At 66.2% G+C, this 15,606-nt stretch carries 18 protein-coding genes; 11 read left to right on the forward strand and 7 right to left on the reverse strand.

Features of this window, described 5'->3' with window-relative positions; genetic code table 11:
* Positions 1 to 6 precede the first annotated feature (6 nt).
* Both H289_RS0107270 and H289_RS0107275 read right to left on the reverse strand, forming a co-directional pair.
* Complete coding sequence (locus H289_RS0107270; protein ID WP_020100104.1) at positions 7 to 198, reverse strand: hypothetical protein; 192 nt, start codon at positions 196 to 198, stop codon at positions 7 to 9.
* A gap of 44 nt (positions 199 to 242) precedes the next feature.
* Positions 243 to 476 carry a hypothetical protein gene (locus H289_RS0107275; RefSeq protein ID WP_020100105.1) on the reverse strand — a complete coding sequence of 78 codons (234 nt, stop codon included), beginning with the start codon at positions 474 to 476 and terminating at the stop codon, positions 243 to 245.
* Between the two features lie 281 nt (positions 477 to 757).
* Here H289_RS0107275 and H289_RS0107285 point away from each other — a divergent pair, with 281 nt between their 5' ends.
* Positions 758 to 1,411 carry a response regulator gene (locus tag H289_RS0107285; protein WP_020100107.1) on the forward strand — a complete coding sequence of 218 codons (654 nt, stop codon included), beginning with the start codon at positions 758 to 760 and terminating at the stop codon, positions 1,409 to 1,411.
* Here the strand turns inward: H289_RS0107285 and H289_RS0107290 are convergent.
* Positions 1,389 to 2,051 (reverse strand): DUF1361 domain-containing protein, encoded by a 663-nt coding sequence (locus H289_RS0107290; RefSeq protein ID WP_020100108.1) that lies wholly within the window; start codon positions 2,049 to 2,051, stop codon positions 1,389 to 1,391. The two genes, H289_RS0107285 and H289_RS0107290, sit on opposite strands and share 23 nt — an antisense overlap.
* A 539-nt stretch (positions 2,052 to 2,590) precedes the next feature.
* Here H289_RS0107290 and H289_RS0107295 point away from each other — a divergent pair.
* The 4 genes from H289_RS0107295 to H289_RS29985 all read left to right on the forward strand — a co-directional run bounded on the left by H289_RS0107295 (position 2,591) and on the right by H289_RS29985 (position 7,858).
* Positions 2,591 to 4,393 carry an N-acetylglutaminylglutamine amidotransferase gene (locus H289_RS0107295; protein WP_020100109.1) on the forward strand — a complete coding sequence of 601 codons (1,803 nt, stop codon included), beginning with the start codon at positions 2,591 to 2,593 and terminating at the stop codon, positions 4,391 to 4,393.
* Positions 4,393 to 6,111 carry an N-acetylglutaminylglutamine synthetase gene (gene ngg / locus H289_RS0107300; protein WP_020100110.1) on the forward strand — a complete coding sequence of 573 codons (1,719 nt, stop codon included), beginning with the start codon at positions 4,393 to 4,395 and terminating at the stop codon, positions 6,109 to 6,111. The genes H289_RS0107295 and ngg overlap by 1 nt, the downstream gene beginning before the upstream one ends.
* An 11-nt stretch (positions 6,112 to 6,122) precedes the next feature.
* Positions 6,123 to 7,385 (forward strand): osmoprotectant NAGGN system M42 family peptidase, encoded by a 1,263-nt coding sequence (locus tag H289_RS0107305; protein WP_020100111.1) that lies wholly within the window; start codon positions 6,123 to 6,125, stop codon positions 7,383 to 7,385.
* Positions 7,386 to 7,471: 86 nt separating this feature from the next.
* On the forward strand, positions 7,472 to 7,858 hold the full coding sequence (locus tag H289_RS29985) for a hemerythrin domain-containing protein (RefSeq protein ID WP_110772279.1): 387 nt from the start codon (positions 7,472 to 7,474) through the stop codon (positions 7,856 to 7,858).
* Here the strand turns inward: H289_RS29985 and H289_RS29990 are convergent, their stop codons facing one another.
* Together H289_RS29990 and H289_RS33595 are read right to left on the reverse strand one after the other, a co-directional pair.
* A complete protein-coding gene (locus H289_RS29990; protein ID WP_036420340.1) occupies positions 7,859 to 8,584 on the reverse strand; it encodes a cutinase family protein in 726 nt (241 codons plus the stop codon).
* Between the two features lie 132 nt (positions 8,585 to 8,716).
* Complete coding sequence (locus tag H289_RS33595) at positions 8,717 to 8,971, reverse strand: metallothionein (RefSeq protein ID WP_081633341.1); 255 nt, start codon at positions 8,969 to 8,971, stop codon at positions 8,717 to 8,719.
* On the opposite strand from H289_RS33595, the gene H289_RS32900 reads away from it, so the two are divergent.
* The 3 genes from H289_RS32900 to H289_RS0107325 all read left to right on the forward strand — a co-directional run bounded on the left by H289_RS32900 (position 8,877) and on the right by H289_RS0107325 (position 10,946).
* Complete coding sequence (locus tag H289_RS32900) at positions 8,877 to 9,095, forward strand: hypothetical protein (RefSeq protein ID WP_155944070.1); 219 nt, start codon at positions 8,877 to 8,879, stop codon at positions 9,093 to 9,095. The genes H289_RS33595 and H289_RS32900 overlap by 95 nt on opposite strands.
* Before the next feature lie 298 nt (positions 9,096 to 9,393).
* Positions 9,394 to 10,200: a SigB/SigF/SigG family RNA polymerase sigma factor gene (locus H289_RS0107320; RefSeq protein WP_051128420.1), complete on the forward strand. Its 807-nt coding sequence runs from the start codon at positions 9,394 to 9,396 to the stop codon at positions 10,198 to 10,200.
* An 86-nt stretch (positions 10,201 to 10,286) separates the two neighbouring features.
* Positions 10,287 to 10,946 carry a PAS and ANTAR domain-containing protein gene (locus H289_RS0107325; protein ID WP_020100115.1) on the forward strand — a complete coding sequence of 220 codons (660 nt, stop codon included), beginning with the start codon at positions 10,287 to 10,289 and terminating at the stop codon, positions 10,944 to 10,946.
* On the opposite strand, the gene H289_RS0107330 is transcribed toward H289_RS0107325, so the two are convergent.
* On the reverse strand, positions 10,943 to 11,308 hold the full coding sequence (locus H289_RS0107330) for a hypothetical protein (RefSeq protein ID WP_020100116.1): 366 nt from the start codon (positions 11,306 to 11,308) through the stop codon (positions 10,943 to 10,945). The genes H289_RS0107325 and H289_RS0107330 overlap by 4 nt on opposite strands.
* Positions 11,309 to 11,543: 235 nt before the next feature.
* Between H289_RS0107330 and H289_RS0107335 the strand changes: the two genes are divergently transcribed.
* The 3 genes from H289_RS0107335 to H289_RS0107345 are packed head-to-tail and all read left to right on the forward strand — an operon-like array spanning position 11,544 to position 13,639.
* Positions 11,544 to 12,734: a globin domain-containing protein gene (locus H289_RS0107335; protein WP_020100117.1), complete on the forward strand. Its 1,191-nt coding sequence runs from the start codon at positions 11,544 to 11,546 to the stop codon at positions 12,732 to 12,734.
* Positions 12,735 to 12,745: 11 nt separating this feature from the next.
* Positions 12,746 to 13,165 (forward strand): hypothetical protein, encoded by a 420-nt coding sequence (locus H289_RS0107340; RefSeq protein ID WP_020100118.1) that lies wholly within the window; start codon positions 12,746 to 12,748, stop codon positions 13,163 to 13,165.
* Positions 13,166 to 13,210: 45 nt separating this feature from the next.
* Positions 13,211 to 13,639, forward strand: a complete 429-nt coding sequence (locus tag H289_RS0107345) for a VOC family protein (RefSeq protein WP_020100119.1) — start codon at positions 13,211 to 13,213, stop codon at positions 13,637 to 13,639.
* A gap of 6 nt (positions 13,640 to 13,645) precedes the next feature.
* Here H289_RS0107345 and H289_RS0107350 read toward each other — a convergent pair whose 3' ends face one another.
* On the reverse strand, positions 13,646 to 15,604 hold the full coding sequence (locus H289_RS0107350) for a YhgE/Pip domain-containing protein (RefSeq protein ID WP_020100120.1): 1,959 nt from the start codon (positions 15,602 to 15,604) through the stop codon (positions 13,646 to 13,648).
* Positions 15,605 to 15,606 lie beyond the last annotated feature (2 nt).

The raw sequence follows: 15,606 nt of genomic DNA on the forward strand, positions 1-15,606 counted from the left end.
GAAGCGTCAGAACGACTGATCGATGTGACCTGCCGGCGCGTTCGTGTTGTGTTCGCCGTTCTGGTACTGGCTGTAGGTGTCGGTGCCGGAGGGGACGGTCGGGTTGGTGTCCGCGGCGGCGACGGGTGCCACCACGAGTGCCCCGGCGACCGCGGCGATGGACAACCAGACAGTGGCGCGCTTCAGGGAGTTCTTCATGATCGGGGCTCGCTTTCGGTCGGACGGGAGGGTTCGGGATCAGGTCAGTGGTTGTGGAACAGCAGGAAGCCGTAGTCGCCGCCGAACGGCTGCTGCAACTGGCCGGCTTCCTGGGCTGCCGGGCCCGGGGTCGCCACGACCTGGGCGTTGCCGTTGCTCTGGGTGACGGTGGATCCGGTGGGCAGGGTGGCGGCCGCCGCGGTCGGGGCGACGACGATGGCCAGGGCCGCCGCGGCGGTCGCGGCCAGCGGGATGATCCGGGTGCGGGTGATATGCATTGTCCTCTACCAGCTTTCGGTGTTCTGAATTCTTCGGTTGGCCGTGTCCGGCTGGTATTCAGAATGCTCCGCGGCGTCGTCGGTGTCGTCGATGCCAGCGCCCAAATAGGGGGTAGGGCTAGCTGCAATACGAGCCCGCTGTCAGCGGGTCCGGGGCCGATTCACAGGACCGCGAGCGATGCGGGACCGCGGCCAGGCAAGATGAACGCAATGAGCGGCACGTCCGGCGTCTGATGGCACGGCGGCCATGGGTCGAGACGAACAGGACATAAGTGGACGCAGTGGAGGGGACGCGCGTCGTTGTCGCCGACGACGACGTGCTGCTTCGGGAAGGCGTGGCGAGCCTGCTGACCGGCGCGGGCTTCACCGTCGTCGGGCAGGCCGGTGACAGCGGCGAGCTGCTCGCCTTGGTCCGGGACACCGTCCCCGACCTGGTGGTGACCGATATCCGGATGCCGCCGACGCACACCACCGAGGGCCTGGACGCCGCCAAGATGATCCGCGGCGAACTGCCGAACGTCGCGATCCTGGTCCTGTCGGCGCACGTCGACGTCGAGCATGCGATGGAACTGCTCAGCGGCGGCCAGCGCATCGGCTACCTGCTCAAGAGCCGCGTCATCGATGTGACCGATTTCCTCGAGACGCTGCACCGCATCACCGGTGGCGCATCGGTGGTCGACCCCGCCCTCGTGCAGGAACTCTTCGCGGCGCAGCGGCGGGAGGACCCGCTGGCGGTGTTGACCGAACGCGAGCACGAAGTGCTGGCCCTGATGGCGGAGGGCCGGTCGAACGCCGGCATCGCGCATCAGCTCTGGGTGACCGAAGGCACCGTCGAGAAGCACGTGCGCAGCATTCTCAGCAAGCTGAACCTGCCCGACACCGGTGAAGATCACCGCCGGGTGCTGGCCGTCATCACCTTCCTGGATTCGCGCTGACCTGCGGGCGGGAGACGCCGCCCAGCGCCCAGATGGTCACGTAGGCCAACCCGAAGAACGCGGCGACCGCCAGCCCGACCCCGGTGGACTGCACGTACGACAGCGGCGCGCGCACCCACTCGAACGTGGCGGCCACGACGGCGTGGGGCCGGGTGACCAGGTCCCAGGAGTTCCACCGCTGAAAGCGGCCGATCACCACGCCGATCGCGCAGAGCCCCACGGACGTGACCACGGTCAGCCAGCCCCAGACCGGCCCGAACTCGCGATCGATGCGTTTGTGCACCAGTAACAGGGACACGGTGCCCAGCAGGATGCCGGTCCACGCGGCGAACCCGTACTGCAGGACGTGGCGCCACAGCTCGTCCTGCTCACCCAGATGCACCAGGTCGGTGACGAGGTACGGCGCATTCGGCAGGAACGCGAGCCAGGCCAGACCCAGCGGAAGCAGCCAGCGGCGGCGGGTCACTACCGAGAACGCGGCGGCAAAGCACATCGGGATCCAGGCCAGGAACATGTTCCAGACCAGGAACCGAGTCGGGTAGGACAGCGGTGCCTCGGGATCGGTGATCCCGAGGACCAGCGTCAGGGCGGTCGTGGCGAGCAGGGCGGCGACCAGCAGGTACCCGCGGAAATCGATCACCTGACCAGTGTGCCTGCGATTTCGACGAGTTTGCGGCTTCGAGGTTTCACCCGGCCCGTGCCCGGGTATGTGAGCCCCAGGGCAGCGCCTGCCCTGAGCTGATCGAGCGAAGCCATGGAGGGGAGCAGTCCTTGACGGACGCGAGCGACAACTCAATACGGTCGATTCGACGCGTGGCGGCGATCGGTACGAAGGCGCCGACGGCAGCGGGCGCAATTGCGTGGTCCGCGCGCGTATCCCACTGCCCAATGAGGTAGTGGCACAGACATTTTGACGAGGTTAGTCGGCTACCGCGCAAGGCGGTAGCCGGCTAACCGGACTCCGCATCACGAAATCGATTGGAAATCAATAGGAAACTCCAGATGAAGCCGACGGAGCGCGGTCTGCGGGACGGGTGCTTTCGTCGCCGTAAATCGGATCGCTGACAACTCCGCGAGCAAACATACTGCAGCAGAACAAATTTGAATCATCCGCACGTCGACGGTGCACATCGGGTACGGTGGAGCCGGAGACGTCCACCAAGGGAGCTGACTTCCACCATGTGCGGCATTGCCGGCGAAATCGCCTGGGGCCGTGGTGCTGATCTGGCGGCGGTTGCTGCCATGACCGACCGCATGGCACCGCGGGGCCCGGACAGTAGCGGATTGTGGGTGCGGGACGGGGTGGCGTTGGGCCACCGGCGTCTGGCAATCATCGATCTGTCCAGTCACGGACACCAACCCATGCACGATCCGGAGCTGGGCCTCACCGTCGTCTTCAACGGGTGTATCTACAACTATCCCCAACTGCGCCAGGAACTTTCGAGTAAGGGATACCGATTCTTCTCCCACAGTGACACCGAGGTGGTGTTGAAGGGATACCAGGAGTGGGGCGAGCGCGTCGTCGAGCATCTCTACGGGATGTTCGCCTTCGCGGTCGCGGAGATCGAATCGGGCCGCGTGCTGCTGGCGCGCGACCGCCTCGGCGTCAAGCCCCTGTACTGGTGTGAGGCCGCCGGGGGAGCGCTGCGCTTCGCGTCGTCGCTACCGGCCCTGGTTGCCGGCGGCGGCGTCGATACCGAACTCGATCCTGTTGCCCTGCAACACTATCTGAGCTTCCACTCGGTCGTGCCCGCCCCGCGCACCATCCTGCGTGGGGTGCAGAAGCTGCCGCCGGGCACCGTCATGCGCATCGAACGCGATGGCAAGCGCACGGAAACGACCTACTGGGAACCGATTTTCGAGCGGTCGCTCGAGCGGGCCGACTGGACCGAGAACGACTGGCGGGACGCCGTGCTGGCGGCACTGCGCACCGCGGTCGAGCGTCGGCTGGTGGCCGACGTGCCGGTGGGCTGCCTGCTGTCCGGCGGCCTGGACTCCAGCTTGATCGTCGGTCTGCTCGCCGAAGCCGGCCAGCACGGCCTGGCCACCTTCTCCATCGGGTTCGAATCCGCCGGTGGCGAGGAGGGCGACGAGTTCAAGTACTCGGACATCATCGCCCGTCAATTCGACACCGATCACCACCAGATCCGTATCGACTCGTCACGCATGCTGCCTGCGCTCTCCGGTGCCGTCGAAGCCATGAGCGAGCCCATGATGAGCCACGACTGTGTGGCGTTCTACCTGCTGTCGCAGGAGGTCAGCCAGCATGTGAAGGTCGTGCAGTCCGGGCAGGGCGCCGACGAGATCTTCGCCGGCTATCACTGGTACCCACCGATGGCGCAGGCGATCGACAACGATCCAGCCGACGCGTTGCAGCGCTACCGCGCCGCGTTCTTCGACCGCAGTCACGATGCGGTCAACCGCCTGCTGCAGCCGAGGTGGCGGCTCGAGCACGATTCCGCGGGCGCGTTCGCGCTGCAGAACTTCACCCATCCCGGGGCGGGCACCGCGACCGACCGCGCATTGCGGCTCGACACCACCGTCATGCTCGTCGACGACCCGGTCAAACGCGTCGACAACATGACCATGGCCTGGGGTCTGGAGGGGCGCGTGCCCTTCCTCGACCACGAGCTGGTGGAGCTCGCGGCGACATGCCCGCCGGAACTCAAGACCGCCCAGGACGGTAAAGGTGTGCTGAAAGACGCTGCGCGCAAGGTCATTCCGGCCGACGTCATCGACCGGCCCAAGGGCTATTTCCCGGTGCCCGCGCTCAAGCACCTCGCCGGCCCGTACCTCGACCTGGTCCGCGATGCGCTGCACAGCCAGGCCGCGCGTGATCGTGGTCTGTTCGCCCCCGATGTGGTCGCGCAGATGCTGGACGACCCCAACGGCAACCTCACCCCACTGCGCGGGAATCCGTTGTGGCAGATCGGATTGCTGGAACTCTGGCTCGCCAACCACGTCGACGGAGCAGCCCGATGATGACAACGCAGAGCGGCGAGATGGCCGAGGGTGTCGTACAGGATATGGGTTGGGGGCGGCTGGTTTTCGGTCAGACGTTCCACGATCCCGACGAGTTCGGGACGGCGCTGCGGGAGGAGGGCAGCGGCCGCCGCGACATCGGGATGTATCTCGATGCGCCACACGTCTTCGTGGCGCTGCACGCCCACGAATTCTTCATCGACCCGAGCTTCACCTACCGGCTCGACCTGACGAAGCCCATGCAATATCGTCCGCCCGATGTCCCGGGATTGACGGTCCGCCAGGTGAATTCGATCGAGGACTGCATCGCGATCAATCACATCTACGTGCGGTGCCACATGGTGCCGGCCGACAGCGACCTCATGTGGACCAACAGTCAGACCGCGCCGCACGTGGTGTATCTGGTCGCCGTGGACGACGAGACCGGGCAGGTGGTCGGCACGGTCACCGGCATCGATCACTGCCAGTTGTTCGGGGACCGGGAGAACGGATCCAGCCTGTGGTGCCTGGCGGTCGAGCCGACCGGCACCCGGCCCGGCACCGGCGGCCTGCTGGTGCGCTCGCTGATCGAGGAGTTCAGCCGGCGGGGACGGTCCCAGATGGACCTGTCGGTGATGCACAACAACGACGGCGCGATCGCGCTCTATGAGCGCATCGGCTTCACTCGGGTGCCCGCCGCGCTCGGGATCAAACGCAAGAACGCCATCAACGAACCGTTGTTCGCCCCGGTGAAACCGGAGGAAGAACTGGGACAACTAAACCCGTATGCCCGGATCATCGCCGACGAGGCGATCCTGCGGGGCATCGCGGTGGACGTGCTCGACGCTCAGGGCGGCTACCTCCGGCTCACCCACGGTGGCACCAGCATCGTCACCCGTGAATCGCTGTCCGAGCTGACCAGCGCGGTGGCGATGAGCCGGTGTGACGACAAGCGTGTCGCCCGGGCCGTCGTCGCGGAGGCGGGCATCCGCGTGCCGGAGGGCTGCACCGCGACGTTCACCGACGAGGACTGCCGCTTCCTGGAGAAGGTGGGGACAGCCGTCGTCAAACCGGCCCGGGGCGAACAGGGCGCGGGCATCACCGTCGGCGTCACCAACCCCGATGATCTGAACCGTGCCATCGGCCTGGCCATGCAGCACTGCCCCGACGTCCTCATCGAAGAACGTTGTGAGGGTGAGGATCTACGCATCGTCGTCATCGACGGGAAGGTCATCGCGGCGGCCATCCGCCGGCCGCCCGAGGTGATCGGCACCGGCACCCACACCATCCGCCAGCTGATCGAAGCACAGAGCCGGCGCCGGTCGGTGGCCACCCACGGGGAATCGGTGATCCCGCTGGACAGCGTCACCGATGACACCGTGCACAAGGCTGGTTGGCAGTTGGACGACGTGCTGCCCGCCAACGAACGACTGATCGTGCGTCACACCGCCAACCTGCACACCGGCGGGACCATTCACGACGTCACCGACGAACTCAACCCCATGCTGGCGAAAGTGGCGGTCGACGCGGCGGCTGCGATCGAGATTCCGGTGACCGGGATCGATCTGATCGTGCCGTCGGTGGGCGGCGAGGAGTACGTGTTCATCGAAGCCAACGAGCGGCCGGGCCTGGCCAATCACGAGCCGCGGCCGACTGCACAGGCGTTCATTGATCTGCTGTTCCCGCGAACCGCGGCGACGCCGTGGGCCTGGCATCCAGACCCGATCGAGCAACACTGACAATTGGAGAGATGATGGCTGAGCCCGACGATGCCGAGAACGTACGGATGTCGCCGGACGACCGAGGCTGGATGGTCGACACCCTGTTGGCGCTGCTGCAGACGCCGAGCCCGTCGGGTCGCACCGATGCCGTGATGCAACTGATCGGCCAGACCCTGACCAAACTCGGCGTGCCGTTCACGCTGACCCGGCGCGGTGCACTCATCGCCGAACTGCCGGGGCGGTCGCAGACCACCGACCGCGCCATCGTGGTGCACGCCGACACCATCGGCTGTATGGTGCGCGAACTCAAGGACAACGGCCGGCTCGCGCTCGTGCCCGTCGGCACCTTCTCGGCGCGATTCGCCACCGGCGCCCGGGTCCGCATCCTGCCCGACGACAACGACAAGTTCTTCACCGGAACCGTGATGCCGCTCAAGGCGAGTGGTCATGCGTTCGGCGACGAGATCGACACCCAGCCGACCAGTTGGGACGACGTCGAGGTCCGTGTCGACCGCAGCGTGTCGTCGCGCGCGGATCTCGAGCAGCTGGGGCTCAACGTCGGCGATTTCGTCGCGCTGGTCGCCAGCCCGGAGCTGACGGAAGACGGCTTCGTCGTCTCCCGCCACCTCGACGGCAAGGCCGGCGTGGCCGTCGCACTGACACTGGCCAAGGTCGTCGCCGAGCGCAACATCGTGCTGCCGCACCGCACCACGCTCATGGTGACGATCACCGAGGAGGTCGGCCACGGTGCCAGTCACGGCCTGCCGCCCGACGTCGCGGAACTGGTGTCGGTCGACAACGCGGTCTGCGCGCCCGGCCAGCAGTCGCTCGAACACGGCGTCACCATCCCGATGGCCGACATGCACGGACCGTTCGACTATTACCTCACCCGCAAGTTGTGCAAGCTGGCCCAGGAAAAGGGAATCACCCACGCCCGCGACATCTTTCGCTACTACCGCTCGGATGTGGCGGCGGCCATCGAAGCCGGCGCCGCGACCCGGGCAGCTCTCGTGGGATTCGGGCTCGACGGCAGTCACGGCTGGGAACGCACCCACCTCGATTCGCTCGAGGCGACGTATCTGCTGCTGTACAGCTGGCTCCGGACGCCGCTGACGTTCGCGATGTGGGATGCGCAGCCGTTCGGCGATCTGGAAGATTTCCCCGCCGAGCAGGCCGCGGCCAGCGAGCAGTGGGTGCCGCTGTCGCGCGGCGACTTCCACGACCCGGGCGCCGCGTCTCAGGGGCACCACTGGCCACCCGAGGAGGGCAGCGCCGACGTCTCGCCGCAGTAGTTCGGGCGTAATTGGAGGGTTTACTTCGCCGCGGATTGGGTCACAGAAGCTGGAAAACCGGCCGGACCAACCTTGGAGGGATTTTGATGAGAACTGTGTCGACGACCGCCACCGATGACGTCATCGACTACGTCAAGGCCCGGCACCTCATGGCGCGTGAGTTGTTCCGAAAGACGTTGCACGCGGCCGACGCCGCCGCGCGCCGGCAGCGCTTCGCGGAGCTGCGCGCCGCGCTGACCGCGCAGGAAGTGAGCGGGGAACTGCTGGTCCACCCGAGGGTGCGGCGGGGGCTGGTGGTCGAGTCGCTCCGCGGCGAGACGGACGACACCAAGGAACGGCTGGACCGCATGGCACGGTTGGATCCGGCCTCGGCAGAATTCGAGACGGCGCTGACCGACTTGCAGCAGGCCACCGAAGACCACACCCAGCGCGTCGAAGCCGAGGAGTTTCCGCTTTTGACCGACCGCCGCTGATCAGCGCGGCGCGGACTGTTCGACGCGGGGTTGCGCCGGGGAGTGACTGAGCTTGCCCATGACGAATTGTGCTGCCTGGTCGGCCATTCCGTTGTCGGAGTACTCCACGTGGGCGGCATTGTCGCCGCCGCCGTTCGAACACACCGGGTCATCGGCGATGCACAGATCGAGGGTCTTCGACACGTAGCGCGAACCGACCGTGATCGGGGGCGCGCCCGTGTAGACCATCTGCAGGAAGCCGGACGACGGCTTGCCGAACAGGACGACCGCCGCGACGTGGTCTGCCACGAATGCCGGCATCGGCCCGGTGATACCCATGGGCAGGGTGACGCCGGCGGGGACGGCGTCTTCGGTGATGTAGGCGGCCACCGCCGCGCCCTGGGAATACCCGCCCGGCACGATCTTGGTGGTGGGGCAGACGGATGCGGCGCTCTGAACCCGGTTCGTCGCGTCGACGACCCCATCCGCGGCGGTCGCGAAGTCGAGCGACGCGGGGTAATCCACCGGGGCCACATCGACCGTCCGGCCCGCGGCCCGTGCGGTGAGGGCGTCGACGAAGGCCTGGCCGGCTTTACCCACGCCCGGCGGTTCCATCGTGCCGCGCGCGAAAATCACTTGAATATCAGGGCAGGGCTGCGCAGGCGCCGGAACGCTGCCCGCCGGCGCGGCCAGCATCAGGGACGTCAGGGGCACCGCCGCTGCGATGCAACGTGTGATGGTCTTCATGACGGAATCCACCGATCCTCGGCTCACCGGTCGGATCGCTCCATTGCGGTCGACGAATACGGCGGGTTTACCCCGCGAGCCGTCGCTTAAACCATCGGTCGCGTCACAAGTCCGAGTCGGGTCTGCGAACCACTATCCGAATTGCCAGCGATCAGTGTTCGCCGCTGGCCTGGCCGAGTGGTCGCCGGCCTGAGCACAATGGTCACAGCAATACTGGCGGCCGTCGAGCCGTAACCCGTGTCCCAAGATTCGGCATCCGCAGTGGCGGCACATCGGGGCCACCATGGTGGCCATGCATTCGATGCAGTCGAAGCTCGCGCTGCGCCCGTTCCAATTGACGGTGAACGACTCGTCGCAATCGGTTCCGCAGGTAATACATACCGCCATCGAAAAGAGCCGTTCCTGTCGAGGTTTTCAACTGTTGCGCAATACCGACCCCATGCATACCCGGGGTCATTCCCGGCCAAACCTGTTCTGGCAGAAAAGTTTTTTGCCGTCTGACCAGCTGTGATGGCTGGTCGGCGCAGCGTCGCGGTGGTGCCCCGGTGGCTTCGGCGGTATGGTCGGTTGCAGCGTCAAGATGGCGCAGTTGCTTAGACCGAAGCGACAGCAGCTGAGCGCCACCTGTCCGGTATGCGGCCGCGGTCCAGATCAGGGCACGGCTGTTTGGGATGCCGAAGGTGGCGGTCGGCGACGGCAGATTGCCGGTCCACCTGGATGGTGGAAACAACACGCATGCCACGGCGCCGAGTCGATACTCGGGGAGCCGAATCTCCCGATGCGTGTTGTGGGCCTGGGGAAGGCACGTCATGTCAACTTCGTTGTTGGAGAAGCGTTTACCTGCAGGAGCCCGCTACGCCGACGAGTATGCGGACGTACCGGAATTGGTGGCGGAGCTCCGCGCCCTGCCGGCCGAATCCGACGAATTCGCTCGGCAGCGCGAGCAGATCGTGTTGCGGTGCTGCCCGTTGGCGGACCGGCTGGCGCGGCATTTCGATGGCAGAGGAGAGAACCTTGACGACCTGGTCCAGGTGGCCCGACTCGGCCTGATCCAGGCGATCAACCGCTTCGACCCGGACAACGGCGCGGGGTTCGTCGCGTTCGCTGTCCCGACGATCATGGGGGAGTTGCGTCGCCATTTTCGTGACTACGGCTGGAAAGTCCATGTGCCGAGGAGCATTCGCGACATCCGTCAGCAAATCAAGGGCGCGACAACGGAATTGACACAGCGGCTAGGGCGCACACCGACCGCCAGTGAACTGGCGGAGGCGTTGTCCGTCTCGCCGGAACAGATCGTCGAAGGCTTGCTGGCGGCCAATGCCTATCAGCCGCAATCGCTCGACACGCCCGTCGTCGACAATGAGGACAATGCGCAGTCGCTCTCCGACCTGCTCGGTGACGTAGACGAGGGGTTCGAGCGCATCACCGACCGCGAGTCGGTGAAACCGGTGCTGCAAGCGCTGCCGGTGCGCGAACAGCGGATCCTGTACCTGCGGTTCTTCGCGGCCAAGACGCAGCGCCAGATCGCGGAAGGCATCGGTGTCTCGCAGATGCACGTCTCGCGCATCCTGGAGCGCACCCTGCGGGACATCCGGGAGCAGGTCGCGCAGGCCTGACGGCGCTCTGGCGTAACGGGTTACGATGAATCAGGTCCGGTTCGCCGGCCGGATCGACGACCATGCCCGAGCACCGAGCGACGGATATGACGGATACGCCTGTCGACAGTCAGGAGTCGTGGGATGTCGCCGCCGTCTTCAGCGGCGGGGAGAATCAGCGAGTCGGCACATTCCAGTACTACGTCGCCGACCAGCGCTGGGTGTGGTCTGATCAGGTGGCCCGGATGCACGGCTACGAGCCGGGGGTGGTCGAGCCGACGACCGAATTGTTGTTGAGCCACCAGCATCCTGACGATCGCGCGAAAGTGGCGGAGATCCTGGACCGGGTCAAGACGGGTGGGCAGTTCAGCAGCCGCCACCGGATCATCGATGCCGCGGGCTGCACCCGCTGGATGGTCGTGGTCGGTGATCGGATTCTCGACGAGTCCGGTCACGTGATCGGCACCGAAGGCTTCTATGTCGACGTCACCGACAGTGTGCAATCTGATGTCACGAAGGCCATGTCCGGCGTCGTCGAGGCCCGTGCGCTGATCGAGCAGGCCAAGGGTGTGCTCATGGTGGCCTACGGCGTCGACGCGGACCGCGCCTTCGACATCCTGAAGTGGCGGTCCCAGACGACCCAGGTGAAGCTGAAGACCGTCGCAGCTCAATTGCTCGACGCGCTGATGCGCCAAGGCCTTTCGCCTGAGAGCACCAGCGTCGTCGATCGTCTGTTGGTCGCTGAAACGGGCCTCACGGACGTCTAGCCGTGGCCGCCGCCGCAACCCACTCCGGGAATGCAGCCGCTGCCGCCCGGAATGCCACCCGGGCCGGCATTCACGCCGCCGGAACCGCAGGCCGTGCCCCATTGGGTGGGCACGCAGCCGGCACCTCCCGGGCCGCCTCCGGGTCCACCGTTCACGCCGCCGGAACCACACTGGCCGTTGACACAGCCGCCACCGCCCGGGCCGGGGCCGGGATCATCGACGGGCTGCAGGGGGTAGCTGGTGAGGACCGGATGGGCGCCCACGGTGCTCGGCACGATATCGGCTGACACGAACGAGGCGGCCACGCCAGCCGATGCGAACGCTCCGGCCGCCAGCAGGGGAATCAACTTGTTGGTGAACATATCTGGTTCATTGCCGTCTGACGGGGCGGTCAAACATCGGGGCCGTCGGATTCGCAGATCGGTCGTTCTGAGGCAACAGCCAATAGCTACTACGTTGTGTCGTAGGTCACGCTCGGTAATACTTGCATCGATCATGCTTATTTAAATAGCCTGGCAGGCAGGTGGAGGACGGGCATCGGCGAGTCGTCGATCCAGGTCGCGCCCACGCATTCACGACGAAGTGAGAGGTCCTGCCATGTTGTCCACGTCCACGTTGTCGCCGGCCCATGCCGAGGTTGTCAAAGCCACGTTGCCTGTCGTCGGCGGTGCCATCGGCGAGATCACGCCCGTCTTCTACCGCCGGCTGTTCGCGGCGCACCCCGAGTTGGAGCGGGACCTGTTCAATCGCGGCAACCAGGCCAACGGGTCGCAGCAGAAGGCATTGGCCGGATCGGTCGCGATGTACGCCACGCTGCTCGTCCACCCTGACGCCCGCGGGGCGGACGTCATCGAGCGGATCGCCCACAAGCACGCGTCGCTCGGCGTGGCGCCGGAACAGTACCCGGTGGTCTATGAACATCTGTTCGCGGCGATCGTCGAGGTGCTCGGCGCCGACGTCGTCACCGCGGAGGTGGCCGAGGCGTGGACCGCGGTGTACTGGTCGATGGCCGACATGCTGATCGGCCGGGAACGGGAGCTGTACGCGGCGGCCGGAACCAGTCCGGAACATGTCTGGATGCCGGTTCGGGTGGTCGAACGGGTGCAGCAGTCGCCGCTCACCGTCGCCTTTGGGCTCGCCGCCGTCGATGGTGCCGAACTTCCGGATTTTGCTCCTGGACAATACATTTCGGTCGCCGTGCAGCTGCCCGACGGGGCGCGGCAGATTCGTCAGTACAGTCTGTCGCACGCCGGTGTCGACGACCGGTGGCGCATCTCGGTGCGCCGCGACGGCGCGGTGTCGTCGTACCTGCACGAGTACGTGTTCGAAGGGGACGTGCTGCAGGTGTCGCACCCCTTCGGCGATATCACCCTGGACAGTCCGGCAGAGACGCCACTGCTGCTGATCTCGGCGGGCATCGGGATCACGCCGGTACTCGGCATGCTGTATTTCATCGCGGCCGAGCAGCCGGGACGCCGGGTGACCGTCGTGCACTGCGACCGCACCCGCGCCAGTCACGCCCACCGTGCCGAGTTGGCCGATCTGGTCGCGCAGATTCCCGGTGCCGCGCTGCACACGTGGTACGACGGACTGCCTGACGGCTATCCGCTGACGGAACCCGACCGGCGCGGTCGAATTGACCTGAGCGCCATCGCATTTCCGCCGGATGTCAACGTCTACATCTGTGGTCCGACGCCCTTCATGGAAGCGGCGGTCCGGCAGCTCGGGACGGCCGGCGTGGCGCGTGACCGTATCTGGTTCGAAGCGTTCAGCCCGCTGGCCGTCTAGCCTCGCCGCTGATGAGTACGCCGACTGCGATCCAGATCGCCATCACCTTCGTCTGGTTGGGGATGGTGCTCGCCATCTCCTTCCTCGAGGCGCCGCTCAAATTTCGCGCGCCGAACGTCACCCTGCCGATCGGTCTCGGTATCGGGCGTCTGGTGTTCCGGGCGCTGAACACCGTCGAGCTGGTGTTCGCTGCGGCAATTGTTTTGGCGGCCTTGATGAATCGGCCGTCGGTGACTGTCATGGTCGCGTTCGCCGTGGCCGTGGGGGCGCTGGCGGTGCAGCTGATTGCCGTGCGGCCGGGGCTCAACCGCCGGTCCGACGAGGTGCTGGCCGGGCGCGAAGGGCCGCGCTCCCGCGGTCACTACGCCTATGTGGTGCTGGAGTTGGTCAAGGTCGTCGCGCTCCTGGTCGCCGGCGTGGGTTTGCTCTAGTCGAGCCGTGCGAGCAGTGTCGGTCGGGCTACGTAGCCTGGGGCCATGAAGCAGCAAGTGCACTTCTTCACGCTGGCCACGGTCGATCTCGATGCCACCCGGCAGTTCTACGGTGCGCTCGGCTGGACGCCGACGCTCGATGTGCCGGGGGAGATCATCTTCTACCAGACGGCGCCGGGCCAACTGCTCGGGTTCTTCCTCGCGGAAAAGTTCAACGCCGACCTCGCGCAGGCTGCCGACCACTCACAGGTCAGCGGAATCACGTTGGCACACAACGTCGACAGCCAGGACGAAGTCATCGCGCTGGCGGCTGCCATGATCGCCGCGGGCGGCACCACGCTCAAGCCGCCACAACCCGGGCAGTTCGGTGGCGTGTTCCACGCGCATGTGCAGGATCCGAACGGCGTGATCTGGGAGATCGCCCATAATCCGAACTGGCGCATCAACCCGGACGGCACCGTCAGCCTGGGGTAGAAACCCTTACATCTTGATGGCAGGCAAGAGTCGGATCAGGTTCCAGGTCCGGTTGCGGCGGGCGCACAGACTCGAAATGCCCAGTGCGCCGAGCCAGATGCACACCAACACGATGATGGCCTGCCACAGTCGGCCGTCGATACCGCCCAAGATCAACTGGCGAAGTCCGTTGACGCCGAACGTCATCGGATCGAACTTGTGCATGACCTGGAACGGCCGGGACGTCGTCTCGACCGGATACATGCCGCCAGCGCTGACCATCTGCAGCATCAGCAGCGCCATGATCAGCACGCGACCGACGGCGGGCCCGACCAGCGCGTTGATGGCCTGCGTCGCGGCGACGAAGGCCAGCGAGATCAGCATCATGAAGCCGAGCATCGCCACGGGATGCGCCACCTGCATGCCGAGGGCGAACCGCACCACGCAGTACAGGATGATCGACTGGCCCAGTGCGAGAACCGCCGCGGGCAGATAGCTGGCGAACACCACACGGATGGCCAGCACCTCGGCCGCGATAGGACGGTTCTGCAAGGGCCGCAACACCATCCACAGCACGAGCGCGCCGAAGAACAGGGCCAGCGTCAGGAAGAACGGGGCCATGCCGGTGGCGAAGTTGGGGGCGCCGTTCTCGTGCGAGGACTCCAGATTCACCGGACCACCGATGGTGTCGGCGATGGCCTGCTTCTGCTGCTCGGTCCACGTCGGCACCTGCTTGGCGCCGTCGGCCAGCTTGGTGGCCAGTTCGTGGTTGCCGTCCTTGAGCTGAACGGTGCCGGACTTCAACTGGCGCGCCCCGTCATCGAGTTGCACGATGCCGCTGGCCAATTGCGCATTTCCGGTGGCCAGTTGCTGGGCGCCGTTGCGCAACTGGTTCAGCTTGTCGGTGAGCTGCTGGCCGCTGCTGCCCACCTGGTCGAGAGCCGTCCGGAGTGGGCTGCCGGGAGACCGCAGTGTCTCGGTCATCGAGATCGCGGCATTGCGGCCATCGGTGATCTGCTGACGGATCTGTGGCGTGAACTGATGGCCGTTCAACTGGTCCTGGACGCCACGCAGCGTGTTGACCGCACCGACCGAAACCGGGTCCTGGTTCACCGAAAGTTGTTGGATCACCGAACCGATCGCCGCTGCCGCGGTGTCCTGTGCGGTGGCGAGCGCACCGGCCTGATCGGCGGCCTGCTCCAGCGCCGTCGCGCTCTGCTGCAACTGCTCGGTGCTCCCGCCGACCTGGGACAGGGCCTTGGTGACCTTCAACAGGGGGTCGGTGGCCTGGGTGATGCCCGAGGAGAGTTGTTTGGCTCCGGAGGACAGCTTGGCCGAGCCGTTGCGGGCGTTGTCGAGACCGCTGACCAACTTGCCCGCGCCGGTGTCGACCTGCGCTGCACCGTCGGCCAGTTTCTGCGCCCCGTCGGCCGCCTGCTTGATGCCGGTTCCGGACGAAACCACCACGGACAGAATCTGATTGACGGCCTGGCCGGAGATGCGGGTCGACACCGCGTTGAGAACCTGGCTCGTGGCAGTGCGCCCGATGGTCGAGGAGATGTAGTTGTTGGCGTCGTTGTACACCGCGATCAGCTGGGCCTTCTCGGGATTGCCCGTGACCGGTGAGGCGATGGCCTCGCTGAAGTTCTCCGGCAGCTCCAGCATGAAATAGAACTTGCCGTGCTCGACGCCGTCCCGCGCCTCCTTGTCGCTCACCACGTGCCAGTCCAGGCTGTGGTCGGCGGTCAGGCTCCGGGCGATCTCGTCGCCGGCGTTGACGTGGACGCCCTCGACGACTGCGCCGCGGTCGGCGTTCACCAGGGCCACCGGCATCTTGTTGACCTGGCCGAAAGGATCCCAGAACGCCCACAGGTACAGCGCGCCGTACACCAGGGGCAGCAGCATCAGCACCACGATGGCGGCACGCGTCATGCGGCTGCGGCCGAATCGCTTGATCTCCGAGCCGAATGCGAGTCCAGCAAGCATGG

The organism is Mycobacterium sp. 360MFTsu5.1 (genome assembly GCF_000383495.1).
GTDB classification, from domain to species: Bacteria; Actinomycetota; Actinomycetes; order Mycobacteriales; family Mycobacteriaceae; genus Mycobacterium; species Mycobacterium mucogenicum_B.